At 69.3% G+C, this 25,587-nt stretch carries 23 protein-coding genes; 7 read left to right on the forward strand and 16 right to left on the reverse strand.

Annotation, left to right across the window (positions count from 1 at the left end):
* Nucleotides 1–184 precede the first annotated feature (184 nt).
* From A33M_RS09465 to A33M_RS09485, 5 genes are all read right to left on the reverse strand, one after another.
* A complete protein-coding gene (locus A33M_RS09465) occupies nt 185–1,279 on the reverse strand; it encodes a TRAP transporter substrate-binding protein (RefSeq protein WP_008386262.1) in 1,095 nt (364 codons plus the stop codon).
* A 216-nt stretch (nt 1,280–1,495) separates the two neighbouring features.
* On the reverse strand, nt 1,496–2,083 hold the full coding sequence (locus A33M_RS09470; protein ID WP_008386264.1) for a hypothetical protein: 588 nt from the start codon (nt 2,081–2,083) through the stop codon (nt 1,496–1,498).
* Nucleotide 2,084: 1 nt separating this feature from the next.
* The gene (locus A33M_RS09475) at nt 2,085–2,288 is read right to left on the reverse strand and encodes a hypothetical protein (protein ID WP_008386266.1); all 204 of its coding nucleotides are present in this window, start codon (nt 2,286–2,288) and stop codon (nt 2,085–2,087) included.
* Between the two features lie 63 nt (nt 2,289–2,351).
* Nucleotides 2,352–3,530 carry an iron-sulfur cluster carrier protein ApbC gene (gene apbC / locus A33M_RS09480; protein ID WP_008386268.1) on the reverse strand — a complete coding sequence of 393 codons (1,179 nt, stop codon included), beginning with the start codon at nt 3,528–3,530 and terminating at the stop codon, nt 2,352–2,354.
* A gap of 132 nt (nt 3,531–3,662) precedes the next feature.
* Nucleotides 3,663–3,980 carry a DMT family transporter gene (locus tag A33M_RS09485; protein WP_008386270.1) on the reverse strand — a complete coding sequence of 106 codons (318 nt, stop codon included), beginning with the start codon at nt 3,978–3,980 and terminating at the stop codon, nt 3,663–3,665.
* Nucleotides 3,981–4,120: 140 nt separating this feature from the next.
* Here A33M_RS09485 and A33M_RS09490 point away from each other — a divergent pair, with 140 nt between their 5' ends.
* From A33M_RS09490 to A33M_RS09505, 4 genes are all read left to right on the forward strand, one after another.
* Complete coding sequence (locus tag A33M_RS09490) at nt 4,121–4,990, forward strand: NAD(P)-dependent oxidoreductase (protein WP_008386272.1); 870 nt, start codon at nt 4,121–4,123, stop codon at nt 4,988–4,990.
* 116 nt (nt 4,991–5,106) lie between these two features.
* Nucleotides 5,107–6,702: a sensor histidine kinase gene (locus A33M_RS09495; RefSeq protein WP_008386274.1), complete on the forward strand. Its 1,596-nt coding sequence runs from the start codon at nt 5,107–5,109 to the stop codon at nt 6,700–6,702.
* Nucleotides 6,703–6,810: 108 nt separating this feature from the next.
* Nucleotides 6,811–7,515, forward strand: coding sequence for a TIGR02281 family clan AA aspartic protease (locus A33M_RS24410; RefSeq protein ID WP_008386276.1), 705 nt, complete (start codon nt 6,811–6,813; stop codon nt 7,513–7,515).
* A 109-nt stretch (nt 7,516–7,624) separates the two neighbouring features.
* Entirely contained in the window at nt 7,625–10,117 is a 2,493-nt protein-coding gene (locus A33M_RS09505) for a hypothetical protein (protein ID WP_008386278.1), read from the forward strand.
* 19 nt (nt 10,118–10,136) lie between these two features.
* Here A33M_RS09505 and A33M_RS09510 read toward each other — a convergent pair whose 3' ends face one another.
* The 7 genes from A33M_RS09510 to A33M_RS22295 form a co-directional block, all read right to left on the reverse strand.
* Nucleotides 10,137–11,219, reverse strand: a complete 1,083-nt coding sequence (locus tag A33M_RS09510) for a quinone-dependent dihydroorotate dehydrogenase (RefSeq protein ID WP_008386280.1) — start codon at nt 11,217–11,219, stop codon at nt 10,137–10,139.
* Nucleotides 11,219–11,884, reverse strand: a complete 666-nt coding sequence (locus A33M_RS09515; RefSeq protein ID WP_008386281.1) for a CoxG family protein — start codon at nt 11,882–11,884, stop codon at nt 11,219–11,221. Before A33M_RS09515 ends, A33M_RS09510 begins: the two co-directional genes overlap by 1 nt.
* A gap of 185 nt (nt 11,885–12,069) precedes the next feature.
* On the reverse strand, nt 12,070–12,822 hold the full coding sequence (locus tag A33M_RS09520) for a hypothetical protein (protein WP_040619940.1): 753 nt from the start codon (nt 12,820–12,822) through the stop codon (nt 12,070–12,072).
* A 102-nt stretch (nt 12,823–12,924) separates the two neighbouring features.
* Nucleotides 12,925–14,220 (reverse strand): M48 family metallopeptidase, encoded by a 1,296-nt coding sequence (locus A33M_RS25230; protein ID WP_008386285.1) that lies wholly within the window; start codon nt 14,218–14,220, stop codon nt 12,925–12,927.
* Nucleotides 14,221–14,260: 40 nt separating this feature from the next.
* Entirely contained in the window at nt 14,261–14,827 is a 567-nt protein-coding gene (locus A33M_RS09530) for a LemA family protein (RefSeq protein ID WP_008386289.1), read from the reverse strand.
* A 231-nt stretch (nt 14,828–15,058) separates the two neighbouring features.
* Entirely contained in the window at nt 15,059–16,099 is a 1,041-nt protein-coding gene (locus A33M_RS09535) for a DnaJ C-terminal domain-containing protein (RefSeq protein WP_008386292.1), read from the reverse strand.
* A 143-nt stretch (nt 16,100–16,242) separates the two neighbouring features.
* Nucleotides 16,243–16,671, reverse strand: a complete 429-nt coding sequence (locus A33M_RS22295; RefSeq protein ID WP_008386294.1) for an RT0821/Lpp0805 family surface protein — start codon at nt 16,669–16,671, stop codon at nt 16,243–16,245.
* Nucleotides 16,672–16,966: 295 nt separating this feature from the next.
* On the opposite strand from A33M_RS22295, the gene pdxH reads away from it, so the two are divergent.
* Nucleotides 16,967–17,533, forward strand: a complete 567-nt coding sequence (gene pdxH, locus A33M_RS09545) for a pyridoxamine 5'-phosphate oxidase (RefSeq protein ID WP_443212876.1) — start codon at nt 16,967–16,969, stop codon at nt 17,531–17,533.
* Nucleotides 17,534–17,561: 28 nt separating this feature from the next.
* A complete protein-coding gene (locus A33M_RS09550) occupies nt 17,562–18,311 on the forward strand; it encodes an SDR family NAD(P)-dependent oxidoreductase (protein WP_008386299.1) in 750 nt (249 codons plus the stop codon).
* A 214-nt stretch (nt 18,312–18,525) separates the two neighbouring features.
* Here A33M_RS09550 and A33M_RS09555 read toward each other — a convergent pair whose 3' ends face one another.
* From A33M_RS09555 to A33M_RS09570, 4 genes are all read right to left on the reverse strand, one after another.
* The gene (locus A33M_RS09555) at nt 18,526–20,025 is read right to left on the reverse strand and encodes a CoA-acylating methylmalonate-semialdehyde dehydrogenase (RefSeq protein WP_040619941.1); all 1,500 of its coding nucleotides are present in this window, start codon (nt 20,023–20,025) and stop codon (nt 18,526–18,528) included.
* A gap of 445 nt (nt 20,026–20,470) precedes the next feature.
* The gene (locus A33M_RS09560; protein ID WP_008386306.1) at nt 20,471–22,330 is read right to left on the reverse strand and encodes a phosphoenolpyruvate carboxykinase (GTP); all 1,860 of its coding nucleotides are present in this window, start codon (nt 22,328–22,330) and stop codon (nt 20,471–20,473) included.
* Nucleotides 22,331–22,618: 288 nt separating this feature from the next.
* A complete protein-coding gene (locus tag A33M_RS09565) occupies nt 22,619–23,596 on the reverse strand; it encodes a magnesium transporter CorA family protein (protein WP_008386311.1) in 978 nt (325 codons plus the stop codon).
* Between the two features lie 375 nt (nt 23,597–23,971).
* On the reverse strand, nt 23,972–24,166 hold the full coding sequence (locus tag A33M_RS09570; RefSeq protein WP_040619943.1) for a hypothetical protein: 195 nt from the start codon (nt 24,164–24,166) through the stop codon (nt 23,972–23,974).
* 398 nt (nt 24,167–24,564) lie between these two features.
* On the opposite strand from A33M_RS09570, the gene A33M_RS09575 reads away from it, so the two are divergent.
* Nucleotides 24,565–25,218: a L,D-transpeptidase gene (locus tag A33M_RS09575; protein WP_040619945.1), complete on the forward strand. Its 654-nt coding sequence runs from the start codon at nt 24,565–24,567 to the stop codon at nt 25,216–25,218.
* Nucleotides 25,219–25,587 lie beyond the last annotated feature (369 nt).

Here is a 25,587-nt window from a genome sequence, read left to right on the forward strand (position 1 = left end):
TTCGCGGTCCGACCTCTCCCCGCCGGGGAGAGGTGGAGGCCGTGCCGTGGCCGATGGTCCGAGTTGATCATTCGGAAACAGTATGATTTTCTTTTTGCTCCTCGCACCCGTCGAAAACGCGCGAAAAAGCCCCGGAGCATTGCTCCGGGGCTTTGCATCGTGACGGGCACGAGGCCGCAGGCGATCAGCCGCGCGGGCGGTTCCTGATCTGGAAGGTGTCGAAATTGTACTCGGCCACCTGCCACCAGAAATACTCGTCGTTGCGGAAGTTCTGCATCGTCTCGATGAATGTCTTGAAGTCGGCGTTCTTCTCCGAGATCTCGCCCCACAGCTCGTTGGTCGCCTTGAAGCAGGCCTCCAGGATGTCGTTGCTGAACGGGCGGAGCTGCGCGCCGCCGCCGATCAGCTTGCGCAGCGCGCCGGGGTTCAGCATGTCGTAGCGCGCCAGCATGGCGGTGTTGGCATAGGTGCAGGCATTGATCAGGATCGACTGATAGGTCTTCGGCAGCGCCTCGAACTTTTCCAGGTTGGCGAAGGCGTGCACGGTCGGGCCGCCCTCCCACCAGCCGGGATAATAGTAATAGGGCGCGACCTTGTAGAAGCCGAGCTTCTCGTCGTCGTAGGGGCCGACCCATTCGGCGCCGTCGATCGTGCCCTTCTCGAGCGCCGGATAGATGTCGCCGCCGGCGATCTGCTGCGGCACCACGCCGAGCTTCTGCACCACCTGCCCGGCGATGCCGCCGATCCGGAATTTCAGCCCCTGCAGATCGGCGACCGTCTTGATCTCCTTGCGGAACCAGCCGCCCATCTGGGTGCCGGTGTTGCCGCACGGCAGGCCGTAGACGCCGTACTTCTTGAAGAAGCGATTGAACTCCTCGTTGCCGCCGTTCTGAAAGAGCCAGGCGTTCTGCTGGCGGGCATTGAGGCCGAACGGCACCGCGGCGGCGATCGCGAAGGTCGGGTCCTTGCCGACGTAATAGTAGGACACCGTGTGGCACATCTCGACGGTGCCGGAGGTGGTGGCGTCGAGCGCCTGCAGGCCGGGCACGATCTCGCCGCCGGCAAACACCTGGATCTGGAACTTGCCGTCGGTCATGTCCGAGACTTGCTTGGCCATCACCTCGGCGGCGCCGTAGATCGTGTCGAGCGACTTCGGGAAGCTCGAGGCGAGCCGCCACCGCACCTCCGGCGCGGACTGGGCGATCGCCGGAGCGGCGACGGTGGTGGCGGCGGCCGCGGTGCCGGCGCCGAGCGCGCCGAGGAACTGACGTCTCTTCATCCTGGGACTTCCTCTCGTGTCGCTGCCGCGCGAGCGGCGGGGTCCGTTCACTGCCGCGCGGACGCGGCGGGGAGCAGGGCCGGCGGCCTCGTCGATGCGGGCCGCTCTCGTTCTCTGAATGCTACGGGAAAATGCCTAGCACAGTCGAGACCCGGCGCAAGCGGGAGGTGTGGTGGGAGAAAGAGAGTGTCAGGTGGCGGGTTGCAGGCTGCGGGTTCAGACCGGCATCGCGAGATGCTGGTGCGGCACTCGAAAAACGCCCTTGATGCAATCGGGATTGCGCACGGCGATCTGCACGTGGGTCTTCTCGTCGAACGCGGCGCCCTCGTAGGCCGGCCGCCCTTCGGTGAACACGCCGCGTACGGCATCGAACGCCGGCAGGCCGGCATCCTCGAAGATCGAGTGCACGCGCTGGATCACCGCGCAGTCGAGCCGGCGGCGGAGGCGGTCCGCCGTGTTGGTCGGCATCGGCGTGCCGAGCTCCGCATGCGACCGCTTCAGCGACTCGTAGCCACGCTTCACCACCCCGATGCCGAACGCAGTGGTGAGATCGAGGCAGTTTCCGAGGTCGATCACCGCGCCCACCACGAACGGGGTGGTGATCCGCGAGCCCTTCCGGGACATCGCCTCGCGGGCATAATCGAGGCCGCGCAGCGGATTGGCCTCCCAGAGATAAATCCCGGGGCCGAGCCAGTCATAATCGTTCTGTGACGGAGTGAAGGAATCGCCGCCGAGCAAGCGCTCGCCGACCGTCAGGTCACAGCCGTGATACCCGAGGACGAAGCCGTAGGAGAGGCGGTGCACGTCATCCGCCGAAGCGCTTCGTCAGCTTTCCGGACCGCGTGACGATCCCTTCCTTCTCGAGCTGCCGCTGCGCCGTGTCCTTGGACCGGGCATGCCGCGCGTCGAAGGCGTCCGCGGCCTTCAGAAAGACGCACAGGCGGTCCCGCTCGCTCCGGATCGGATCGAACGGGTCCGAGGTAGTGGCTCTGGCCGAGCGTTTCGTCATGGCCTCACTATATCCCGCGGTCCGACACCGCACCAGCGCGACCGGGCATCTCCGAAAAGCCCCCTACTCCACCACGATCTTCGGCGCTTGGCGGGCGCCGCCGGTGGCGGCGAGCTGGTCGCGCACCTGGGTCGCGATCTCGCGGTAAATTTTTGCGTGCGGGCCGTCCGGCTCGGTGGCGACCACCGGCTTGCCGGCGTCCGACGTCTCGCGGATCGCCATGTGCAGCGGCACCTCGCCGAGGAACGGCACGCCGAGCCGCGCCGCCTCGGTCTGCGCGCCGCCGTGGCCGAAGACGTCGGAGCGCTCGCCGCATTTGGGGCACAGGAAGTAGCTCATGTTCTCGACGATGCCGAGCACCGGCACGTCGACCCGGCGGAACATCGCGATGCCGCGCCGCGCGTCGATCAATGCGAGGTCCTGCGGCGTCGAGACGATCACCGCGCCCTTCAGCGGCACCTGCTGCGCCATGGTGAGCTGGGCGTCGCCGGTGCCGGGCGGCATGTCGACCACCAGCACGTCGAGTTGCCCCCAGTCGACCTCGCGCAGCATCTGGGTCAGCGCCGACATCACCATCGGGCCGCGCCAGATCATCGGCGTCTCCTCCTCGACGAGGAAGCCGATCGACATCACCTCGAGCCCGAACCCCTTCAGCGGCAGGAGCTTGTTGCCGGGGCCGGAGGTCGGCCGGCCCTTGAGGCCGAGAAGGCGCGGCACCGAGGGGCCGTAGATGTCGGCGTCCAGAAGCCCGACCTTTTGGCCGATCGCCTGCAGCCCGAGCGCGATATTGACGGCGGTGGTCGACTTGCCCACGCCCCCCTTGCCGGAGGCGACCGCGATGATGGCGGCGACGCCCGGAATGCCCGGCTGCTGCGGCGGCTGCCCCTGCGGATGCGGGTGGGCATGCGGATGGGCATGACCATGCGGCGCGCCGCCGTTGCCGGCCCCGCCGGCCGGACCGGAGGTTCGCACCGGGGTCGGCCGGGCGCTGCCCGGCGCCCGCTCGGCGGTCAGCGCCACCATCGCGGCGGAAACGCCCGGAATGGCGCGCACCGCCCGCTCGGCCGCCTCGCGCACCGGCTCCCAGGCCTTCACCGCCCCGGCATCGACCGCGATCGAGAAGAACACCTTGCCCTCGCTCACCACGATCTCCGACAGGGTGCCGGTATCCGGCAGCGCGACGCCGCCCGGGCTCGTGACCCGCGACAGCGCGGCGAGAACCTGATCCCTGCTGATGGCCATGGTGCCTCCTGCCCGCCTCGCGGGCGTTCTTTCGGACATTGGGTTCGGTCCGGCCGAACATAGGTTCCGCCGCCGCGGGGTCAACGCCGCCGACCCTCCATCGGCCCTGCACTGCCGGCGGCCACGCAAGGCTCAGGCGAGCTTCAGCCCGACGATGCCGAGCACGATCAGCCCGACCGAGGCGAACCGCATCGCCGTGCCGGGGTCGCCGAAGGCGAACACCCCGACCAGGAAGGCGCCGACCGCGCCGATCCCGGTCCACACGGCATAGGCGGTGCCCATCGGGATCTCGCGCTGCGCCAGGAGCAGCAGGAAGCCGCTCGCGGTGATGCACACGACGGCGAAGACGAGCCACAGCGGCCGCACCCCGGCGGCGGTCCAGCCGAGCTTCAGGCCGATCGGCCAGCCGATCTCGCAGGCGCCCGCGAGCAGCAGAAACAACCACGCCATGAAGACACCCCGTCGCCGATATCGCGCCGCGTTCCGCCCGCCTCGCACCCGGAATCGGTGGTTGACGGAGGCCGCGCGAGGCGCACATTGGCCACCCGTTCTTTCTCCCGCAAGACACCGCACGACAAAGGATTCGGACCATGGCGAAAGTCGCCTTCCTCGGGCTCGGCGTGATGGGCTTCCCGATGGCCGGCCATCTCGCGACCAAGGGCGGCCACGACGTCACGGTCTACAATCGCACCGCCGAGAAGGCCGCACGCTGGGTGGAGAAATTCGGCGGGCGCAGCGCGACGACGCCGAAGGCCGCCGCCGAGGGCCAGGACTTCGTGATGGCCTGCGTCGGCAACGACGACGACCTGCGCCAGGTCACGCTCGGGCCGGACGGCGCGTTCGCCGGCATGGCGAAGGGCGCGGTGTTCGTCGACCACACCACCGCCTCGGCCGAGATCGCCCGCGAGCTCGCGGTGGCGGCCGATGCGGCCGGCTTCGCCGCGATCGACGCGCCGGTGTCGGGCGGCCAGGCGGGCGCCGAGAACGGCGTGCTCACCGTGATGTGCGGCGGCGCCGAAGGCGATTTTTCCCGCGCTGCGCCGATCATCGACGCCTATGCGCGGGCCTGCACGCTGATGGGGCCGGCCGGATCCGGCCAGCTCGCCAAGATGTGCAACCAGATCTGCATCGCCGGCGTGGTCCAGGGGCTCGCCGAGGCACTGCACTTCGCGAAAAAGGCCGGGCTCGACACCGAGAAGCTGATCGCCACCATCTCCAAGGGCGCCGCCCAGTCCTGGCAGATGGAGAATCGGCACAAAACCATGGCGGCGGGCGAGTTCGACTTCGGCTTCGCGGTCGACTGGATGCGCAAGGACCTCGGAATCTGTCTCGCCGAGGCGCGCCGCAACGGCGCGACCCTGCCGCTCTCGGCGCTGGTCGACCAATTCTATGCCGAGGTGCAGGCGATGGGCGGCAACCGGTGGGACACATCGAGCCTGATCGCTCGCCTGGAGCGGTGAGGCGGAGCCGGGCGGCGGCGAAAAAATGCAATTCTATGCATTCGCTTAATACCGCCTAAGCCCGAATTTAACATTTGGGCGCGATTCTGGCGTGGTTCGAACCACACTGGGCGCGCATGACCCTCGCGAATCCGGATCAGCCCGGCCTCACCTCCGCCGAGAAGGCGCTCGCGGCGCAGCGGCGGCGTGCGTCCCAGCGGGTGCGGGAGGCACGCGACCGGCTGACCTCGACCACCGGCACGCGGCCGGCCTTCGATGTCGAGCTGTTGCGGCAATACGCCCAGAACCGGCTGTCGGGCTCGCTGGTCATTCTCCTGCTGATCCTGTCGATCGGCCTGTTGTCGGCGGTGTGGGACGACGCGCTCGAGGCGGTCACCTGGACCGTCACGATGCTGGTGATCCACGCGATCATCATCGTCATGTGCCGCAAGTTCCTCGGCGAGCCGGCCGGCACGCCGACCGCCAAGCGCTGGCGGCTGCGCTTCGTGATGCTCGAATTGTTTCTCGGCCTCGCCTGGATGATCCAGCTGCTGCGGCCGATCGGCGAGTACGACGGCGCCGGCACCTTCAACCTGTTCGTGATGCTCCTGGTGGTGGCGGTCGCCAGCATGCTGGCGTCGAGCCTGCCGATCGCCGTGCTGGCGGCGACCGTGCCGGTGGCGACCGCGGTGGCGCTGAACTTCTTCCTGTCGGGCTCGGTGCAGGGCTACATTCTCGGCGCGATGGCGATCACCGCGCAGTGCTATTTCGCGCTGTTGTCGTTCCGCATCCACTCCTCGAATCTCGCGACGCTCGAGGCGCGGGCCGAGAAGGACGCGCTGATCGGCGAGCTCGAGCAGGCCAAGGCCAAGTCCGACGAGGCGCGCCGCCGCGCCGAGGGGGCGAATGTCGCGAAATCGCGCTTCCTCGCCCAGATGAGCCACGAGCTGCGCACGCCGCTCAACGCCATTCTCGGCTTCTCCGAGGTGATGAAGAACGAGATTTTCGGCCCGCACGTGGTCGCCGCCTACAAGGACTATTCGAACGACATCCACAATTCCGGCGTCCACCTGCTCGGCCTGATCAACGAGATCCTCGATCTGTCTCGCATCGAGGCCGGCCGCTACGAGCTCAACGAGGAGGTCGTCGGCCTCGCCATGACGGTGGAGGAGTGCCACCACCTCCTCAAGCTGCGCGCCAGGAACCGCGGAATCACCATTCACGAAAGCTTCGAGCCCGACATGCCGAAACTGTGGGCGGACGAGCGCGCGGTCCGGCAGGTGTGCCTCAACCTGTTGTCCAACGCGATAAAATTCACCCCGCAGGGCGGCGAGGTGTGGCTCAAGGTCGGCTGGACCAATGCCGGCGGGCAGTATCTCTCGGTGCGCGACACAGGCCCCGGCATCCCGGAGGACGAGATCCCGGTGGTGCTCGATTCGTTCGGCCAGGGCTCGAACGCGATCAAGTCCGCCGAGCAGGGGGCGGGGCTCGGGCTGCCGATCGTCAAGAGCATCATCGACCTGCACGGCGGCACCTTCACCCTGAAGTCGAAGCTGCGCGAGGGCACCGAGGTGGTCGTCACCTTCCCGCCGGAGCGGGTGATGACGGCACTCGAGCCGATCCCCGAGCAAGGACCGATCGCGCCGGAGGACGTGCCGCCGCCGCTGCCGACCGGCACCGAAGGGCCGATGTCGCTGCGCCGCCGGCTGCGCATGTTCCGGCTCGACGGCTGACTTCCCGCGACACGCTCATGACGAGTTGCCTTTCGGGGCGGCGGGTTCGTATGGTCGCGCCGTCGCGGGCGGAGCGCCCGCCACGGCCTATCGGATGGACGGGACGGGATGACGATGCGTCGATCGGCGGTGTGGGTCGGCTTGCTGGTCGCGCTCGCGGGGCTCGCGGTGCTGGTGACGCAGCGCCAGGAGGCGCTGACCGGCGGGCTCGCCGATCGCGACCTCGTCTCGCTGCTCGCCAAGATCGGCGTGGTGATTTTGGTCGGCGTCGCAGTGCTCACGGCGTTTCGCGACCGGGTGCTGCAAGCGCTGCAATGGGGGCTGATCTGGGCGGTGATCGGCCTCGCGCTGGTGGCCGGCTACACCTTCCGCTTCGAGCTGCGCGAGGTGGGCGAGCGGATGCTGGCGGAGGTGATGCCCGGCCGGGCGGTGACCCGCGGCCAGACCGTCGAGATCGCCCGCGGCCGGGCCGGCGACTTCCAGATCCGCGCCCAGGTGAACGGCGCGACCGTGCCGATGGTGCTCGACACCGGCGCGAGCGCCGTGGTGCTGACCCACGAGGCGGCCAAGGCGGCCGGCCTGCCGCTCGACTTCATCAAGTACAATGTCAGCGTCGACACCGCGAACGGCCGCGCCCAGGCGGCCTCGGTGACGCTCGACCGGATCGGCATCGGCGGCATCGTCGAGCGCTCGGTGCCGGCGCTGATCGCCCCGCCCGGCCAGCTCAAGACCAGCCTGCTCGGCATGAGCTTCCTCGACCGGCTGGAAAGCTGGCAGGTGCGCGGCAACCGGCTGCAGATGCGCACTTTCTGATCGACCTTCGCGCCCACACGCCGGCCGGGCAACGGCGCCGCCACGACACGGCGCGCCCGGATCGACGCGCTCCCGCGTTTACAGGAAGGACAACGGGGAGGGAGCGGCCATGCGCGACGATGGATACGACCAGACGATCACCGCGCCGCGCGGCACCACCGGCGACGACGGCTTTTCCGGGCATCCGGCGCCGGCCTATGCCGCGGTGTCGTTCGACCTGTTCGACACGCTTCTGATGCGCCGCACCACCACCCCGGACGGAGTGTTCGAGCGCGCCTGCCACCACGCCGGCGCCGACGTCGCCCGCCCCGGCCTGGTCGAGAGCTTCGTCCAGCACCGCCGCGCGGCGGAAGCGCGCGCGCGAAAACGCGGACGCGGCGGCCGCACCCGCGAGGTGGGCATCGAGGACATTTACGCGCTCTTTCCGAAAAACCTGTTCGGGCTGTCGGACCGCACCGTCGAGGATCTGGTCGAGGCCGAGTTCCGCGCCGAGCTCGATCTGTGCGTGATCGACCCGGAGGTCGCCTGGCTCTACCAGGAGGCGCGCGAGAGCGGCGCCCGCACCGGCTTCGTCTCCGACACCTATTGGAGCGCGGCGCGCCTCGCGCTGCTGCTGCGCCACTGCCGACCGGGCCTCGCCTGGGACTTTCTCTACGCCTCGTGCGAGCACGGCACCGGAAAATCCGACCGCCTGTTCGAGCGCGTTCTCGCCGGCGAAAAGATCGCGCCGGGCGCGCTGATCCATTACGGCGACCACCCGGTCGCCGATGGCGCGGCGCCGCAAAAGCTCGGCATCGCCACCCGGCCGTGGGCGCAGGCGGCACCCGGTTTCGCCGGCGTGCTGCAGCGCGAGGCGGCGCTGTTCTCGCAGCTGGTGCCGGCCGGGGCGACCGGATCGCGGCTCGACCAGGGCTTTCGCACCGCCCGCCGCCGCGCCGCCCGCAGCCTGTTCGATCGCCGTCCGGGATACGCGCTCGGCGCCACCGTGCTCGGCCCGGTGATGGCGGCGTTCGACCGCTTCGTCGCCGACCGGGTGGAGACGCTCGAGGCGAAGGGCGGCCGGGTCGCGGTCGCCTTCCTCGCCCGCGACGGCATGCTGTCGCACCGGCTGTGGCGCCGGCTGCACCCGAAACGGCCGGCGGCCTATGTCGAGATCAACCGCCGCACCGCGCTGCTGGCCGGCGCCGACGGCCCGAAGGGTTTTGCGCCGCTGCTCGACCCGATCGACGTGATCGACCATCCGGCCACCGTCGCCATGCTCGGCCTCGACGCGCCGGTGCTGAGAAAATTCTTCGGCCGCAAGCCGGGCGGCCGCACCGACGGCGCCGAGCTCGCCGCGGCGCTGCCCCGCATGCTCGGCCGCAAGGTTTTGGCCGGGCTCGCGGAAACGATGCGCGCCGGGCTCCTCGCCCATCTGCGCCGCTCCATTCCCGACTACGACGCCTGCACCGATCTGGTGCTGGTCGATCTCGGCTACAGTGCTTCGGTGCAGAAGGGATTGCGCCGCGCGCTCGACCTCGCCGGCGCCGGCGCCGGCGCCGGCGACCGCGGGCCGCGGCTGCACGGCCTCTATCTGCTCACCCGGGACGCGGCGACCGACGATCTCGGCCCCGACACCGCCGAAGGCTTCTCGAGCGACCTGGTGATCCCTCCGCTCGCAAAGGAGGCGCTGCTGCGCAACGTCGCGGTGCTCGAGCAGCTGTGCTGCGCGCCGACCGGCAGCGTGCGCGCCTATCGCCACGGCGAGGTTTTGCGCGAGCCCGACCTGCGCGATCCGGCGCAGCTCGCGCTGGCGCAGGCGGCGCAGGACGGCGCGGTGCATTTCGCCGACACGATCGGCGATTTCGACGGGCCGGGCTTCGACCCGTTCGCCGATCTTTCCGTCGCGGCGCAGTGGAGCGCGGCGATCCTCGCCCGGCTTCTACTGCTGCCGACCGACGACGAGCTGGTGCTGCTCGGCTCGACCCGCCACGACGTCAATCTCGGTACCCGGAACCGGGTCGCGCTCGCCGATCCCGACCACGCGAAGCCGCTGGCGATCGCCCGCGCCCTGCCCGAACTCGTCGCGATGCCGGTGCCGCCGATGTGGCCGGCGGCGAGCCTCGCCGGGCTGTCGCCGCTCGCCGGCTGGCTCTATGCCCAGTCCGCCGCCGGCAACCTGCCGGGCGACGTGCTCGGCGATCTGCCGTGCGGAACGATCACCGTGACGCTGCTCGCTGGCGAGACCACCGTGCCGGTCGAGGTGACCTGCCTGAGGACGCCCACGGGTGACATTCGCCTGCGGGTGCCGCTGCCGGCCGCCCGCCGCATCGAGGGCTTGGCGCTGCCGATCGGGCGGCTCGCGGAACGCGCCCTCTTGCGCGGCGTCACGATCCAGGAGGGCGAGACGATCGCCGCGGCGATGGCTTCGACCGCGGTGCGTACGCTGCCGCCGGAGGCCGTGCACGGCCTCGGCATCGATCTCGTCGACCGGCTGGTGCGCAGCACCCCGGACGGCAAGCTTCTGGTCGTGCTGCCGAAGACGCCGGGCGCGCCGATCGCCGTCGCGACGATCCTGCTGACGCCGCTCGACCAGCGCCCGCTGGCGCTGTCGGAGGGGTGACGAACCTCCGGCCTCGCCTTTATCGGTGGTGATCGGCGCCCACCGCCGCGGCGACACTGGCAAAACCGTCGCGGTGGAGCAGCTTTGCGAGGTCTCGCTTGACCGTCTCGGCAAAGCCGGGGCCGTGGAAGACCAGCGCCGAATAGAGCTGCACCAGCGAGGCGCCGGCCCGGATCTTGGCATACGCGTCCTCGCCGCTCGAGATGCCGCCGCAGCCGACGATCGGCACCTTGCCCTCGGTCGCCCGGTACATCGCGCGAAGGCATTCGGTCGAGAGGCGCATCAGCGGCCGGCCGGACAGCCCGCCCTCGGCGTCGCGCCACTTGCTCTTCAGCGTCGACGGGCGCGAGATCGTGGTGTTGCCGACGACGATGCCGTCGACGCCGGTCGCGATCACCACCTCGGCGATGTCGCGCAGCTCGTCCTCGTCGAGGTCGGGCGCGACCTTGACCAGCAGCGGCGGCGCCCTGCGGCCCGCCGGCACCGCGCCCGCGCGCGCCGCGAGCGTCGCCTTCAACAGCGTCTCGATCGGCTCGCGCGCCTGCAGCCCGCGAAGCCCCGGCGTGTTGGGCGAGGAGACGTTGACCACGAGATAATCGGCGTGCGGCGTCACCGCCGTGATGCCGGTGACGTAATCGGCGACCGCGTCGGCGGCGTTGCGGTTCTTGCCGACGTTCGCCCCGCAGATGCCGCGGGCGGTGCCGTCGCGGCGGCGCGCCGCCAGGCGGTCGGTGAACGCCACCAGTCCCAGATTGTTGAAGCCGAAGCGATTGATCACCGCCTCGTCCTCGGTGAGCCGCACCATGCGGCGGCCGGAATTGCCGGGCTGCGGCAGCGGCGTCACCGTGCCGGCCTCGACGAAGCCGAAGCCGAAGCCGAACATGGCGTCGACCACCTCGGCGTTCTTGTCGAAGCCGGCGGCGAGCCCGACCGGGTTCGGGAACCACAGGCCGAACACCCGCGTGGCGAGGACCGGGTCGTCGGGCTCGGGTTTCGGGCGCAGCAGGCCCCGCTTGAGAACGTCGAGCGCGACATTGTGCGCCTGCTCGGGCTCGAGCATCCACAGCGCGGGGCGGACCAGGCGATAAAGAAGATCGTGCATCAGGATCGTGTCCGGCGAAACAGGCTGCGCAGACGGTCGCGCAGCGCGGCGAAAAGGCGGGCCCGGCGGCCGTTCGCGCGGGCACGCGCCCGGCGACCGGCCAGCGCGCCGGAGCGCACCGCCGCGGCGAGCGCCTGGTCGGCGAGCATTTTTTGCGACGAGGCGACGACGGGCACGACGGCCTCGTCCGCGCCGAGGGGCGCGAGCGGCGGGCTCTCGCGGCAGGCGGCGACGAGGCGGGAGGCGACGTCGGCGAGCAAACGCTGCGCGGTCGCCTGCACGAGGCCGCGGCCGCTGCGGCCGACCACGGTGGCCGCCTGCGGCACCGCCGCGTCCGCCTCGATACAGGCGCCCGCTTCGGCCGACGAGACGCGCAGCACGACGCGCGTCGGCACCGGCGCGGTGCGGGAGCGGCCCTGGTCGCGGCCTTCCACCGCATAGACGCAGGCCAGATCGGTCTCGTCGGCGTCCGCGAGCGTCACCGTGCCTTCGGCGGCGACCACGAAGCCGGCGAGCCGCAGGTCGGCCCGCGCGTCCCAGCTGGCGGCGTCGCGCCGGCGCACCGAGACGCCCGGCAGGCAGGGCGCGAGGCGGTCGAGATCGGTCACCAGACGCCACGCTTCTGCGGGCGGCAACGGCAGCTCGAACCGGTGATGAAACTCCATGCGGCTGGTCCCGGAGCGGGGGCGCGACGGCGCCCGGCCGTCGCCGTTATCGGCGCTCCGAGGGGGCGGATGCAAGCCGTTCGCGGGCCGCGGCCGCACGCAGCGGGCGCTTCTCCACCGCGACGATTTTTTCGTCGGAACGCCCTTGCCCGACCGCGCCCGGTCTCCCGGGCGCAGCCCGCCGGTCAGCCGCCCTGGGCGCGCAGCTGCACGACCTCGCGCGGGCAGAGCGCCTCGCACAGGCCGATGCGGTCGTACTCCGCCCACACATGGCTCAGCCAGTGTCGCACATAGCCGCGCAGCACGAAGGAGTAGCCGGCCGAATCACCCTTTCGCCCCTTGTTGGCGACGAAGGTGAGGTACGGCACCGAGGCGAGCTCGACCTGCTCGGCGGCCAGCTCGTTGAGTTTCGGGATGGTGATCTCGGTGACGCCCTGGATGCGCCGAAAGTAGTTCTCGTAGGTCGCGCGGTCCCACTCGAAGAACGACGTGTTGTTGATGAAGTTCTTCACCAGGTAGTAGCGCGTGCCGGCCACGTGCTCGGCGGTGCCGGCGATCTCCTCGAGCGAGGAGATCGAGGGGCCGAGGATGTGGAACAGCGTCAGGCTGATCTGGCCCTTTCGCGCCGCCTCGGTGAAGCCGATGTCGCGCAATGCCTTGAGCGTCGGGGTGAGCAGGCCGGCGCGGACGTCGATCACCGTCACCTGCGCGTCCGACAGCGAGTCGAAGATGCGCATCTGGTCCGGCACGGTGGTGATGTCGACGATCTCGGTGACGTCGGGATGGAACCGCTTGAGGGTGCCCTTGGGCGACTCGGTGTCGAACGCGCGGGTCGGCACCTTGCGGGCGATCAGGTAGTCGAGCAGCGTGCGCGCGACCGTCGTCTTGCCGACGCCGCCTTTGTCCGCCCCCACCAGCACGACTGCGGGACTCGCCATGACGATCCTTCCGGAATGACCGAATCAGTTGGCGCAAGGTTACGCCAGCACGGCGAGCCACGCATGTCCGGAGGCTTCACAAAAGCCCGTCGTCCACGGAGATCAGCGTCGCGGACCCCACGGACCGGCGGGTGGCGCGGCGGTCGGCGGTAGCGGTGGACCGGACGACGGACCGACGGGTGGATCGGGTGGGGGCCGCGGACCCCACGGGGCGGGCGAAGAAGCGGGCGGTGATTCGGGCGGCAAATCGGACGGCACCTCGGGCGGCACGTCGAGCGGAGGCGGCCCGCCTGCGGGGGACGGCGCCCCCCACGGTCCGGCCTCGCCGGCCCCCACCTCGCCGGCCGGCGCGCCGGACGCTGACGCCCCCGCCCCCTCCTGCGGCGGAAAGGCGATCGGGCCGGGATCGCGGCCGCCGGCGAATTTCACCAAGGCGTCGATGCGCACCTCGATCGGCGGATGGGTGGCGAACAGATCGGCGAAGCCCGAGCGCGGATTGTCGACGCACATCTCCATCACCGCGGAGGTCGCGCCCGGCAGCTCGCCGCGGCCCTCGATCTTGCGCAGCGCCGAGATCATCGCGTCCGGGTTCTTGGTCAGCTCGACCGACCCGGCATCCGCCAAAAACTCGCGCGAGCGCGACAGCGCGAAGCGGATGGTCTGCGACAAGGCCCAGGCGAGCGCCACCAGCGCCACCGCGATCAGGATCGCGACGACGGCACCACCGCCGCCGCCCCGCCCTCGCCCGCCGTCGTCGCCCCCGCCACTCTGCCGCGAGCGCCCGCCACCCCAGCCGATGCCGCCACGCAGGCCGACGCGGAACAGAAGCTCGGCGAAGAAGCCGATCACCCCGGCGACCACCGTGGCGATCACCATCAGGCGGACGTCGCCGTTGCGGATGTGGGTCAGCTCGTGGCCGAGCACCGCCTCGATCTCGGCGTCATCGAGCCGGGACAACAGGCCGGTCGTCACCGTCACCGCGTATTGCTTCTCGTTCAGGCCGGTCGCGAAGGCGTTGAGCGCGTCGCTCTCCATCACCGTCAGCCGCGGCATGGTGATGCCGCGCGAGATGCAGAGGTTTTCCAGGAGATTCCACAGCCGCGGCACATCGGTGCGGGTCACAGTGCGCCCGCCGGTGACGGCGTCGATCATCGTCTGGTGGAACCGGTAGGCGATCGCGATCCACACGGCGGTGCCGGCGGTCGCCCAGGGCAGCGCCTGGAGGAAATCCCGCCACGCCTGCGCCATCAGCCATGCGAGATCGGCGTCGACGGTGAGCGCCTCGCCGGCGAGCGCGCCGGCATAGACCAGCACATAGACTTGCGCGAACAGCCCGATCAGCAGCGCGACGGTGCGGCGCCGATTGGCCCGGATGTGGGTGTAGAGCCCGTAAGCCATGCCGGCTCCCGGCCGGTTGCGCGGGGAGAGGACCGCAGCGTCAGAACTTCACCTGCGGCGCCTGCTCGAGGGTGGGGCGCGCCTCCTCGCCGACATCGAAGAACGGCTTCTCGTGGAAGCCGAGCGAGGCGGCGAACAGCGCGGCGGGAAGCTGCTGAATCGCCGCGTTGTACTCGGAGACGGCGTTGTTGAAAAAGCGGCGCGCCGCGGCGAGCTTGTTCTCGATGTCGGAGAGCTCGCTCTGGAGCTGCTGGAAATTGGTGTTGGCCTTCAGATCCGGATAGGCCTCGGAGAGCGCGAAGAGCTGGCGCAGCGCGCCCGTGAGCTGGTTTTCCGCGGCGACCTGCTGGTCCGGTCCCTGCGCCGTGATCGCGCGGTTGCGGGCGGCGACCACCGCCTCGAGCGTGGTGCGCTCGTGGGTCGCGTAGCCCTTCACCGTCTCGACGAGGTTCGGGATCAGGTCGTGCCGCTGCTTCAGCTGCACGTCGATGTCGGCGAATGCCTGGTTCACCCGCTGCCGCATCGCCACCAACCCGTTGTAGGTGGCGGCGACATAGAGGACGAGAACGACCAGAAGGCCGAGAACGATCCAGGCGGTGGTGGACATGCCGTGCTCCTCGAGGCCCGCGCCGTGCGCCGGCCGTCCCTTGGTCGCAACGCACGGATTTTTGGTTCGATGCTTCGTCGCAGCGCGATTCTCGCTCGCGACGATGCCGCGGCAGCCCCCCTCACCCGCTCGCTTCGCTCGCGACCTCTCCCCCGCATGTGCGGAGAGGTGAAGACCGTCCCACCGGCCATGACGGAGCGGGTCGGCTCGGCCCGCCCTTTGCCCGTCACGTCACTCCTGGTCGCGCCGCGGATCGTAGGGCGTGTCGTCGCGCCACCGGCGCATCAAGGCCTCGAGCGCGGCGTCGCGCTCCTTCGGCAGCACGATCTTCATCGCGGCGAGCAGGTCGCCGGTCGCCTGCTTGTCCGGCAGGCCCTTGCCCTTGATCCGAAAGGTGCGGCCGCTCGAGGTGCCGGCGGGAATCGTGATCTCCACCGCGCCGTCGAGGGTGGGCACCCGCACCTTGCCACCGAGCACCGCCTCGTAGAGCGTGATCGGCACGTCGATGCGCAGATTGGCGCCGTCGCGCTCGAACAGCGGATGCGGCGCGACTTTCACGGTGATCAGCGCATCGCCGGCCGTGCCGGGGCCGGCAAAGCCCTGGCCCTTGAGGCGGATCTGCTTGCCGTCCGACAGGCCGGCCGGGATCTTCACCTCGACCTCCTTGCCGGTCGGCAGATGCACCCGGCGGGTGCCGCCGTGCGCCGCCTCGTCGAGCGTGATGGTCACCGCCACCTCGACGTCGCGGCCGGCCGGGCGCCGCTCGAACTCGTCGGCCTCCATGCCGTGCGGACCGAACCCACCGGGGCCGCCCGCAAAGCCGCTGCGTCGTCCGCCCTGCATGCCGGCGGCGCCACCGAACACGTCTTTCAGAATGTCCTCGAAGCCGGCGAAGCCGCCACCGGCCCGGCCGCCCGGTCCGCCGCCGGCGCGGCGAAAGCCGTCCTGGCCGAACGAGAAGCTCTCGAAATGGGCGCCGCCCGGTCCCGCACCGGCTCCGGCCCCGGCGCCCGGCCGGGCGCCGAAACCCTCGAAGCCGTGGAAGCGCGGCTTGCCCTCGGCATCGATCTCGCCACGGTCGAACGCCGCCCGCTTCTTCTCGTCGCCGACGATCTCGTAGGCGGAATTCACCTCGGCGAACCGCTTGGCGCTGTCGGGATCGTTCTTGTTGGCGTCGGGGTGCAGCTTCTTGGCGAGCTTGCGGAACGCGCTCTTGATCGCCTTGGCATCCGCCGAACGCGGCACCCCGAGCACGTCGTAGGGGTTGCGCATCAGTATCGAACTCCGAATTTCGTGAAAGGGCGCACGGCGCCCGGTTCTCGCTGCCAAATGTGGGGGGAACAAACGCTTTTCGCAACGGCGGAATGGCGCGGGGCGGCTCGACGACGATCTCTCCGCCGGCGTCGTCGCGCCTCTCAGGCCTGCTTCCAGGGCTTCAGGCGAAGCACCTCCCAGCGGCCGTGGGCGCTCTTGCAGGCGCCGCCCTCGAGCCAGGTCTCGCGGCCCTCGCGCACGTGGCTCGCCAGGAAATCGCGGCACTGCCGGCCGTCCTGCCGGTAGGTCGCGCTCAACGGGGTGACCGTTCCGCGCGCGCCGGTGAGCGGGTTCTCCCACGGGGTCGAGCGGGTGGTGCCGCGGGTGCCGAGCGCATCGGAGATGGCGAGCTTCGCGAGCGCGAGATCGGCCTCGCCGACCCCGGTGCCGCCCTTCTCGGCCCCGCTGCCGGACTCGGCGCCACCGACGGGCTTCACCGAGGCTGCGGCGCTCGGGATCGATCCGGTGATCGCCGCCTCCGCCGCCTTCTCGTCCTCGGGGCCGAGTAGCGAGCCGAGCCGGTAGGACACGCTGCAACCCCCGGCAGCGAACGCGGCCGCCAGCACCAGCGTCGACGCGAGCGCTCGTGCCGCACGACACCGCGATAGGCGGCGGGCTCGCACGGGCCTATAAGGCTGCGATCCGAATTCCGGTGCGACCGTATTCTCGGCCTCTCGCCCGGTCGTCGACCAGGCCCCGAGCTTCGCCCCGCGTGCCGGCTGCGCGTTCGCCAAGAAGGTACCCCACCCGATGTCCGACCCACACGCAAATGAAAATCAAAAACCGTTAACATCCGATGATTTCACCACGTCCGACGATCCGTTCGTGCTGTTCGACGACTGGTTCGCCGACGCGGCGAAGCGCGAGCCGTCCGACCCGAACGCGATGGCGCTCGCCACCGCCGACGCCGGCGGCATGCCGAACGTCCGCATGGTGCTCCTGAAGGGCCACGACGAGCGCGGCTTCGTGTTCTACACGCACACCTCGAGCCAGAAGGGCCAGGAGATCGCCGCCAACCCGTCGGCGGCCGCGGTGTTCCACTGGAAGTCGCTCGCCCGCCAGGTGCGGCTGCGCGGCCCGGTGAGCGTGATCTCGGACGAGGAGGCGGACGCCTATTTCGCCAGCCGGCCGAAGATGTCGCAGATCGGCGCCTGGGCCTCGAAGCAGTCGACCCCGCTCGAAAGCCGGCTCGCGTTCGAGAAGTCGGTGGCATACTACACCGCCAAATACGCGATCGGCGCCGTGCCTCGCCCGGAAACCTGGGTCGGCTATCGCATCAGCCCGCTGTCGATCGAGTTCTGGCACGACCGTCCGTTCCGCTTGCACGACCGCATCGTTTTTCGGCGCGAGCGCACCGGGACGCCGTGGATGAAGATCCGCCTCTATCCGTGACCGCCCGTCGAGCCGGAGGCCGAACCCGATGTCGCAAAGCCTGTCGAACCAGCCCCGCCGCACGCTGCTGCTCACCGGCGCGAGCCGCGGCATCGGGCACGCCACCGTCAAGCGCTTCCAGGCCGCCGGCTGGCGGGTGATCACCTGCTCGCGCCACGCCTTTCCGGAGAACTGCCCGTGGGAGGCGGGCGCCGAGGACCATCTGCAGGTCGACCTCGCCGATCCGGCCTCCACCCGCGAGGCGATCGCCGAGGTGAAGGAGCGGCTGAACGGCGAGCTGCACGCGCTGGTCAACAATGCCGGCATCTCGCCCAAGGACGAGGAAGGCGGCCGGCTCGGCACCATCAACACCACGCTCGACGTCTGGCAGTCGGTGTTCCAGGTGAACTTCTTCGCCCCCGTGATGCTGGCGCGCGGCCTGCTCGACGAGCTGAAGGCGGTGAAGGGCTCGGTGGTCAACGTCACCTCGATCGCCGGCTCCCGCGTGCACCCGTTCGCGGGGGCGGCCTACGGCACCTCGAAGGCCGCGCTCGCCGCGCTGACCCGCGAGATGGCGGCCGATTTCGGCCGGCTCGGCATCCGCGTCAACGCGATCGCGCCGGGCGAGATCGACACCGCGATCCTCTCTCCCGGCACCGACAAGATCGTCCAGCAGATCCCGATGCAGCGGCTCGGCACCACCGACGAGGTGGCGAAGATCATCTACGTGCTGTGCACCGAGACCTCGTCCTACGTGAACGGCGCAGAGATCCACATCAACGGCGGCCAGCACGTGTGATCTCGTCCTCGACCTCTCCCCACTTGCGGGGAGAGGTCGTCCCGTCTTCGTGCCAACGGCGCGAAGCTGTCACCTCATCCTGAGGGGCCGCGAAGCGGCCGTCTCGAAGGATGAGGCCCGAGCCTCGCCATCGTACGTGCCCTCGTCCTTCGAGACGCACTCCTTCGGAGTGCTCCTCAGGACGAGGTCGAACTCTCTCGCCGTCGGCATCAAATCACGTCATCGTCGGCATCACGAACTCGGCGCCGGCGCGGATGCCGGTCGGCCAGCGCGAGGTGATGGTCTTCAGCCGCGTGTAGAAGCGCACGCCCTCGGCCCCGTGCATGTGATGGTCGCCGAACAGCGACGCCTTCCAGCCGCCGAACGCGTGGAACGCCATCGGCACCGGGATCGGCACGTTGATGCCGACCATGCCGACCTGGATACGGTGGGCGAACTCGCGGGCGGCGTCGCCGTCGCGTGTGAAGATCGCGGTGCCGTTACCGAACTGATGATCGTTGATCATCCCGACCGCCTGCTCGAAATTCTTTGCCCGCACCACCGCCAGCACCGGCCCGAAAATCTCCTCCTGATAGATGCGCATGCCGGTGGTGACGCGATCGAACAGCGTGCCGCCGATGAAGTAGCCGTTCTCGTGGCCCTGCAGCCGCAGGCCGCGCCCGTCGACCACCAGCTCGGCGCCCTCCTCGACCCCGAGATCGACATAGCCGCGCACCTTGTCGAGATGCTGCTTGGTCACCAGCGGCCCCATCTCGGCCTCGGGGTCGGTGCCGGGTCCGATCTTCAGCGCCCGCACGCGCGGGGCGAGCCGCGCGACCAGCGCGTCGGCCGTCCTCTCGCCGACCGGCACCGCGACCGACACCGCCATGCAGCGCTCGCCGGCCGAGCCGTAGGCCGCGCCCATCAGCGCGTCGACCGCCTGGTCGAGATCGGCATCGGGCATCACCACCATGTGGTTCTTGGCGCCGCCCAGCGCCTGCGCCCGCTTGCCGGTGCGCGTCGCGGTCTCGTAGACGTACTTTGCGATCGGGGTCGAGCCGACGAACGACACCGCGGCGATGTCGGGATGCTCCAGAAGCGCATCGACCGCCTCCTTGTCGCCGTGCACCACCGAAAACACGCCATCGGGCAAGCCCGCCTCCTTCAGCCAGTCCGCAATCAGGAGCGAGGCGGAGGGATCGCGCTCCGACGGCTTCAGCACGAAGCAGTTGCCGCAGGCGAGCGCGACCGGAAACATCCACATCGGCACCATCGCCGGAAAGTTGAACGGCGTGATGCCGGCGACGACGCCGAGCGGCTGGCGCACCGAATGGCTGTCGACCTGCGTGCCGACATTCTCGGTCACCTCGCCTTTCAGGAGATGCGGCGCGGCGGTGGCGAACTCCACCACCTCGAGCCCGCGCTGCACCTCTCCGCGCGCGTCGGACAAGACCTTGCCGTGCTCGGCGGTGATCACCGCGGCGAGCGTGTCGATGCGCTCCTCGAGCAGCCGCAGGAACCGGCTGAGGATTCTCGCGCGGCGCAGCGGCGGGGTGGCGGCCCAGGCCGGAAAGGAATTTCGGGCAGCCGTGACCGCGGCATCGATTTCCGCGCGAGACGCGAGCGGCACGGTGCCGGACTGCTCGCCGGTCGCGGGATCGAACACCGGCGCGGTCCTGCCGCTGCGGCCGGCGACGCGAGCGCCGGCGATGAAGTGAGGAATTTGGACGGGCATTTTTTCTACCACTCGTTTCGGGCGGGCTTTTGGGACGTTTGCTCGATCTTATCGTCGCGCCGAGGGTCGACGGAAGCCGTCGCGGCGGCGAGCATGCGCGACATGCAATCCAACGAGGCGCGCCCGTGTCGCTGCATCGTCGAATGCGAGACGTTGCGCCGAGCGGGCCTCGTGGTTCGAGACGCGTTCTTCGAGCGCCCTCACCACGAGGAGAAAGGCCGCGTTCCCGCGAAAGCGGGAACCCGGGCTTTTCGAACGTTTCCTCGTGTGGCTTCTGGGTCCCCGCGTTTCGCGGGGACGAGCGGAAACACCACGCGAACCTCGCTGAAAAGTGCTCCGGCCCCTCCCCTAAATCCGGCCCCCCCTCCCCCGAAAACGCAGATGGCCGGACCTTTCGGCCCGGCCATCGCGTCGTCTCGAAACCGCGGCCGAGGCCGCGAAAAGGTCAGCTGTTGACCGTGCCGTATTCCGGCGGCTGCCACTTGCTGGGCGAGCGGTAGAGGCCGCTGATCAGGAGATCACGGACCGACAGGAGCTCCTTCGGCAGCTTGTCGAACAGCTTGATGAACAGCTCCTCGTGACTGACGAGCTCCTTCATCCACTCCTCGCGGTCGACCGACATCACCGCATCGAACTGCTCGCGGGTGAAGTCGAGGCCGCGCCAGTCGAGGTCCTCGTAGGTCGGCGAGTAGCCGAGCGGGCCCTCGACCGCGCGGGCGCTGCCGTTGGAGCGCTCGACGATCCACTTCAGCACGCGCATGTTCTCGCCGTAGCCCGGCCACAGGAAGTTGCCGTCCTTGTCCTTGCGGAACCAGTTGACGCAGAAGATTCGCGGCGGGATCGGGAACTTGCGGCCCATGTCCAGCCAGTGGTTGAAGTAGGCGCCCATGTGGTAGCCGCAGAACGGGATCATCGCCATCGGGTCGCGGCGCACCTGGCCGATATTGCCGAACGCGGCGGCGGTCATCTCCGAGCCCATGGTCGCGGCGGCATAGACGCCGAACGCCCACGAGAGCGGCTGATAGACCAGCGGCGGCACGGTCGAGCGGCGCCCGCCGAACACCAGCGCCGAGATCGGCACGCCCTTCGGGTTCTCCCAGTCGGGATCGATCGCCGGGTTCTGGCCGGCCGGGGCGGTGAAGCGGCTGTTCGGGTGCGCCGCCTTGCGGCCGCAGCCGGGCGTCCAGTCGTTGCCCTGCCAGTCGATCGCGTGGGCCGGCGGCTCGCCGTCCATGCCCTCCCACCACACGTCGCCGTCGTCGGTCAGCGCGACATTGGTGAAGATCGTGTTCTTCGAACACGAGATCATCGCGTTCGGGTTGGTCTTGTAGTTGGTGCCGGGCGCGACGCCGAAATAGCCGGCCTCCGGATTGATCGCGTAGAGCTTGCCGTCGGCGGCCGGCTTCAGCCAGGCGATGTCGTCACCGATGGTGGTGACCTTCCAGCCCTCGATCTCCTTGGGCGGGATCAGCATGGCGAAGTTGGTCTTGCCGCAGGCGCTCGGGAAGGCGGCGGCGACGTAGGTCTTGCGGCCCTTCGGGTCGGTGACGCCGAGAATGAGCATGTGCTCGGCCATCCAGCCCTCGTCGCGGCCGATCACCGAGGCGATGCGCAGCGCGAGACACTTCTTGCCGAGCAGCGCGTTGCCGCCGTAGCCCGAGCCGTACGACCAGATCAGCCGCTCCTCCGGGAAGTGCACGATGTACTTCACGGTCGGATTGCACGGCCACGGAATGTCCTTCTGACCCGGCTCGAGCGGCATGCCGACCGAGTGCAGGCACGGCACGAAGGTGTCGGAATCGCCGAGCGCCTCGTCGACCGCGCGACCCATGCGGGTCATCAGCTTCATGTTGGTGACGACGTAGAGCGAGTCGGTGATCTCGTAGCCGATATAGGAGATCGGCGAGCCGATCGGGCCCATCGAGAAGGGGATCACGTAGAGCGTGCGTCCCTTCATCGCGCCGTCGAACAGCTTGCCGAGGGTCGCCTTCATCTCCTTCGGATCCATCCAGTTGTTGGTGGGTCCGGCGTCCTCTTTCTTGACGCTGCAGATGTAGGTGCGGTCCTCGACGCGGGCGACGTCGCTCGGGTCCGAGCGGGCGAGGAAGCAGCCGGGGCGCTTCTCGGAGTCGAGCTTGGTGAAGGTGCCGCTCTTCACCAGCTCCTCGCAGAAGCGGTCGTACTCGGCCTGCGACCCGTCGCACCAGTGGATGTTGTCGGGCTTGAGAAGCTCGGCCATGTCCATGACCCAGGCTTTCAGCCTCGCGCTCTTCACATAGGTGGGAATACTGATGGTCGCGTGCATGTCCCTTGGCCCGCTGTTGGAGATCCCGCGCCTATAGCAGCTATGGATAGTAGCCGCCATGCGGCCGATCGCACAGTAATGAATGATAAACGATCACGCGGACCACGCCTTGATTCCGATCAGGCACCGGTCCGCCCGCGGCGGGTTTACCGCCCACGCCCCGGAATGACCAGGGTCGCGGCACGATTTGCGCGTACGATGGCGTTTTTCCCGACGTTTGGGCGACGCCGGCCGCGGCCGGAGTCGGAACCCGATCGGGAACCGGAGCAAAATACCACCATCGCTCGCTCAGAGCCACTTCTTCCACTTGAAGAACACGTAAGGAACCACCGCCGCCACCACCATCAGCACGAGCGCCGCCGGATAGCCCCAGTCGAGCGCGAGCTCGGGCATGTCGCGAAAGTTCATGCCGTAGATCGAGGCAATCAGGGTCGGCGGCATCAGCACCACCGAGACCACCGAGAAGATCTTGATGATGTTGTTCTGCTCGATCGTCACCACGCCGACCATGGCGTCGAGCAAAAAGGTGATCTTGTTGGCGAGATAGGTCGCGTGGTCGGACAAGCCCTGGACGTCGCGCTGCATGCCCTTGAGCAGCGCGCGCTGGTCCTTTGCCCAGCGCATGCCGTCGGCCTCGTTGGCGAGATAGAGCAGCAGCCGGCCGATCGAGACCAGGCATTCGCGCGCCTTGGAGGTGACGTCGCCGGTGCGGCCGATATTGCGCAGCACGTCGTGGCTCTGGCCGCGGTCGGCGCCGGGCCGGTCGGGATCGAAGATCGAGCGCGACAGGCCGTCGACGTCGGCGCTGATCCGCTCGAGGATGTCGGCCGAGCGGTCGATGATGGCGTCGAGCAGCTCCATCAGCACGGTCTCGCCACTGATGCTCGGCGGGCATTGGCGGGCGAGCCGGTTGGCGACCAGGCTGAACGGGCGCGGCTCGTCGTAGCGCACTGTGATCAGGCGGTGGCCGGTGAGGATGAAGGTGACGGCGGAGGTGGTCGGCTCGTCGGACTCCGAGCGGCACATCAGCGTGGCGGTCATGTAGCGCGCGCCGTTCTCGACATAGAGACGGCTGGTCGGCTCGATCTCCTGCATCTCCTCGCGGGTCGGCATGGCGACGCCGACGGCGCGCTCCACCAGCGCCCCCTCGGGAGGCACCGGCGAGAAGAGATCGATCCAGACCGCGCTGTCGGCGATCTCGCCGCCCTCCGGCTCGACGACCCAACTCTCGAGCGAGGTCCCGGAGACCGACCTGACCACCAGCATCCGCGTTCCTCGGCGATGTTTCGGGATCCGCCGAAGCGGGACTGCAATTTTCGGAGTCCATCGCCGCGCGGGACGTGGTCGCCTCGAAGGCGCGCGCTAGCGCGAATCGGCCGCTCCGGCAAGCGCGTTCGACGAGCGCTCTCGAATTCGAGCGCGTCGGAAACCGCGGGTCGAAAACCGCGCGTCGAAAACCGCTGGTGGGAACCCGGTCGGGAAAGCCGGAGGGTCCGGCTGCGTCGCGGGCGCGGCGCAGCATCGTGCAGGCTCGTCTCGCCGTCCGGCGCGTCCCGCGGCCGGAAAGGCGGCGTCCGTGGCGTTCGTCGTCGCGGCGCGCAGGCCGCGGGGGCGAAGGCCGCAGGGGCGAAGGACCGCGCGTCAGGCCGCGTAGGTCAGGTCGCCGCCCCAGCACTCCTCGTCATCGACGAACGTCTTCACGTCCGACTTCGGTGGCGGCAGATGCTGGCAGTCGATGGCCGCCGCGACAGCCGCGATGCCGATACGGCCGTAATGCAGATCTTCGGGGTCCTCGGGCGCCGCCGCGGCGCCGAGTGTAGGGTGAGACTTGCTCATCTGAACGCTCCTGAGTGCCGCCCGTCCTTCGGGCCGGTCGCGCCGTCCTGCCCGGCCACCTCGGCGAAATTGGGTTGGAAAAGGCCCGATCACGGGGCTTTTCGATGCCGGGCAGCGCACGACCACGATGTCGATTACTGACTCCCCCATGTTAAACGGCCGATTAAGAACCACCCATGCCGATCCAGAACCACAGGTCATGCACGGCAGCATGGGCCACGGAAGCGTCCGTCCGGTGCCGCACTTTCGCCGCTTTCACGGAAAGTGCGGCAATCTCGCAACATCGTCGTGTGTTCGTGTCACGGTCCGGTGGCGAAGCCTGGAAGCACAGGGGCGTTTTGGTTAAACACGAGTCGAGACAATCAAGACGTCGGAAAGTGGACGGTGTGGGGCCCGAGATGACTCCGAAAGCAATCGTTGTTGTCGTCGCCGGTTTGATGCTCGGCGGCTGTGTCACGGCCCAGCTCGCGCCGGCACCCGAGGCAAATCTGAAGCCTCGTGACAAAGAGCTGCTCGCTCACGCGCCTTATGCGAAGGCGACGATCCCGCAGAACTTCCAGCGGCACATCGTCGACTACACGCGCAAGGAAGCGCCGGGGACGATTTTGGTCGATACCGATGCGCGCTATCTCTATTACGTGCTCGACGACCACAAGGCGATCCGCTACGGCGTGGCGGTCGGCGAGGAGGCGCTCGCCTTCTCCGGCGTCGCCAAGGTCGGCAGCAAGGCCGAGTGGCCGGGCTGGACGCCGACCCCGGACATCAAGCGGCGCATCGAGGGCTTGCCCGATCACGTCGCCGGCGGCCCGGCGAACCCGCTCGGCGCCCGCGCGCTCTATCTCTATCAGAACGGCAAGGACACGCTGTACCGCATCCACGGCACCAACCAGCCGGAATATATCGGCTCGGCGATCTCGTCGGGCTGCATCCGGATGACCAACGAGGACGTGATCGACCTCTACGAGCGCGCCAAGATGGGCGCGACCGTGGTGGTGCTGGCGCCGGGCGCCAGCCAGTCGGTCGGCCGCGTCGCCGCGGTGTCGACGAACTGAGGGGGGCGGGGGCCACGGACCGGCGACGGCCGGTCCACCCGCGACGCGCCGGGCCGGGGGGGCCGACGGCGCGATCCAAAGTCCCGCGTCGCAAGGCGCGGGACTTTTTCTTTGTCGGTGCCGACCTCACCTCTCCCCGCTCGCGGGGAAGAGGTCGGAGTCCGAGCGACAGCGAGAACTCCGGGTGAGGAGGCGTCCCGTCTCTCGCGCCACGCCTGCCCCTCACCCCCGCCCTCTCCCCGCTCGCGGGCTACGGCGTGCACACATCACCTCTATTGCATGCGTCCGTCATGCGCGGGCTCGACCCGCGCATCCATCACAAATCGAAAAACGTCTTTGTTTTCGGTTTGATGGATCGCCGGGTCGAAG

Origin of the sequence: Rhodovulum sp. PH10, from assembly GCF_000293785.1 — a bacterium.
In the GTDB taxonomy this organism is placed as follows: Bacteria; Pseudomonadota; Alphaproteobacteria; order Rhizobiales; family Xanthobacteraceae; genus Rhodoplanes.

Coding starts and splice junctions, on each gene's coding strand:
- A33M_RS09465 (WP_008386262.1), bottom strand. CDS start 1,279: ATGAAGAGACGTCAGTTCCTCGGCGCGCTCGGCGCCGGCACCGCGGCC.
- A33M_RS09475 (WP_008386266.1), bottom strand. CDS start 2,288: ATGACGAAACGCTCGGCCAGAGCCACTACCTCGGACCCGTTCGATCCG.
- apbC (WP_008386268.1), bottom strand. CDS start 3,530: ATGGCCATCAGCAGGGATCAGGTTCTCGCCGCGCTGTCGCGGGTCACG.
- A33M_RS09485 (WP_008386270.1), bottom strand. CDS start 3,980: ATGGCGTGGTTGTTTCTGCTGCTCGCGGGCGCCTGCGAGATCGGCTGG.
- A33M_RS09490 (WP_008386272.1), top strand. CDS start 4,121: ATGGCGAAAGTCGCCTTCCTCGGGCTCGGCGTGATGGGCTTCCCGATG.
- A33M_RS09495 (WP_008386274.1), top strand. CDS start 5,107: ATGACCCTCGCGAATCCGGATCAGCCCGGCCTCACCTCCGCCGAGAAG.
- A33M_RS24410 (WP_008386276.1), top strand. CDS start 6,811: ATGACGATGCGTCGATCGGCGGTGTGGGTCGGCTTGCTGGTCGCGCTC.
- A33M_RS09505 (WP_008386278.1), top strand. CDS start 7,625: ATGCGCGACGATGGATACGACCAGACGATCACCGCGCCGCGCGGCACC.
- A33M_RS09510 (WP_008386280.1), bottom strand. CDS start 11,219: ATGCACGATCTTCTTTATCGCCTGGTCCGCCCCGCGCTGTGGATGCTC.
- A33M_RS09515 (WP_008386281.1), bottom strand. CDS start 11,884: ATGGAGTTTCATCACCGGTTCGAGCTGCCGTTGCCGCCCGCAGAAGCG.
- A33M_RS09520 (WP_040619940.1), bottom strand. CDS start 12,822: ATGGCGAGTCCCGCAGTCGTGCTGGTGGGGGCGGACAAAGGCGGCGTC.
- A33M_RS25230 (WP_008386285.1), bottom strand. CDS start 14,220: ATGGCTTACGGGCTCTACACCCACATCCGGGCCAATCGGCGCCGCACC.
- A33M_RS09530 (WP_008386289.1), bottom strand. CDS start 14,827: ATGTCCACCACCGCCTGGATCGTTCTCGGCCTTCTGGTCGTTCTCGTC.
- A33M_RS09535 (WP_008386292.1), bottom strand. CDS start 16,099: ATGCGCAACCCCTACGACGTGCTCGGGGTGCCGCGTTCGGCGGATGCC.
- A33M_RS09550 (WP_008386299.1), top strand. CDS start 17,562: ATGTCGCAAAGCCTGTCGAACCAGCCCCGCCGCACGCTGCTGCTCACC.
- A33M_RS09555 (WP_040619941.1), bottom strand. CDS start 20,025: ATGCCCGTCCAAATTCCTCACTTCATCGCCGGCGCTCGCGTCGCCGGC.
- A33M_RS09560 (WP_008386306.1), bottom strand. CDS start 22,330: ATGCACGCGACCATCAGTATTCCCACCTATGTGAAGAGCGCGAGGCTG.
- A33M_RS09565 (WP_008386311.1), bottom strand. CDS start 23,596: ATGCTGGTGGTCAGGTCGGTCTCCGGGACCTCGCTCGAGAGTTGGGTC.
- A33M_RS09570 (WP_040619943.1), bottom strand. CDS start 24,166: ATGAGCAAGTCTCACCCTACACTCGGCGCCGCGGCGGCGCCCGAGGAC.
- A33M_RS09575 (WP_040619945.1), top strand. CDS start 24,565: ATGACTCCGAAAGCAATCGTTGTTGTCGTCGCCGGTTTGATGCTCGGC.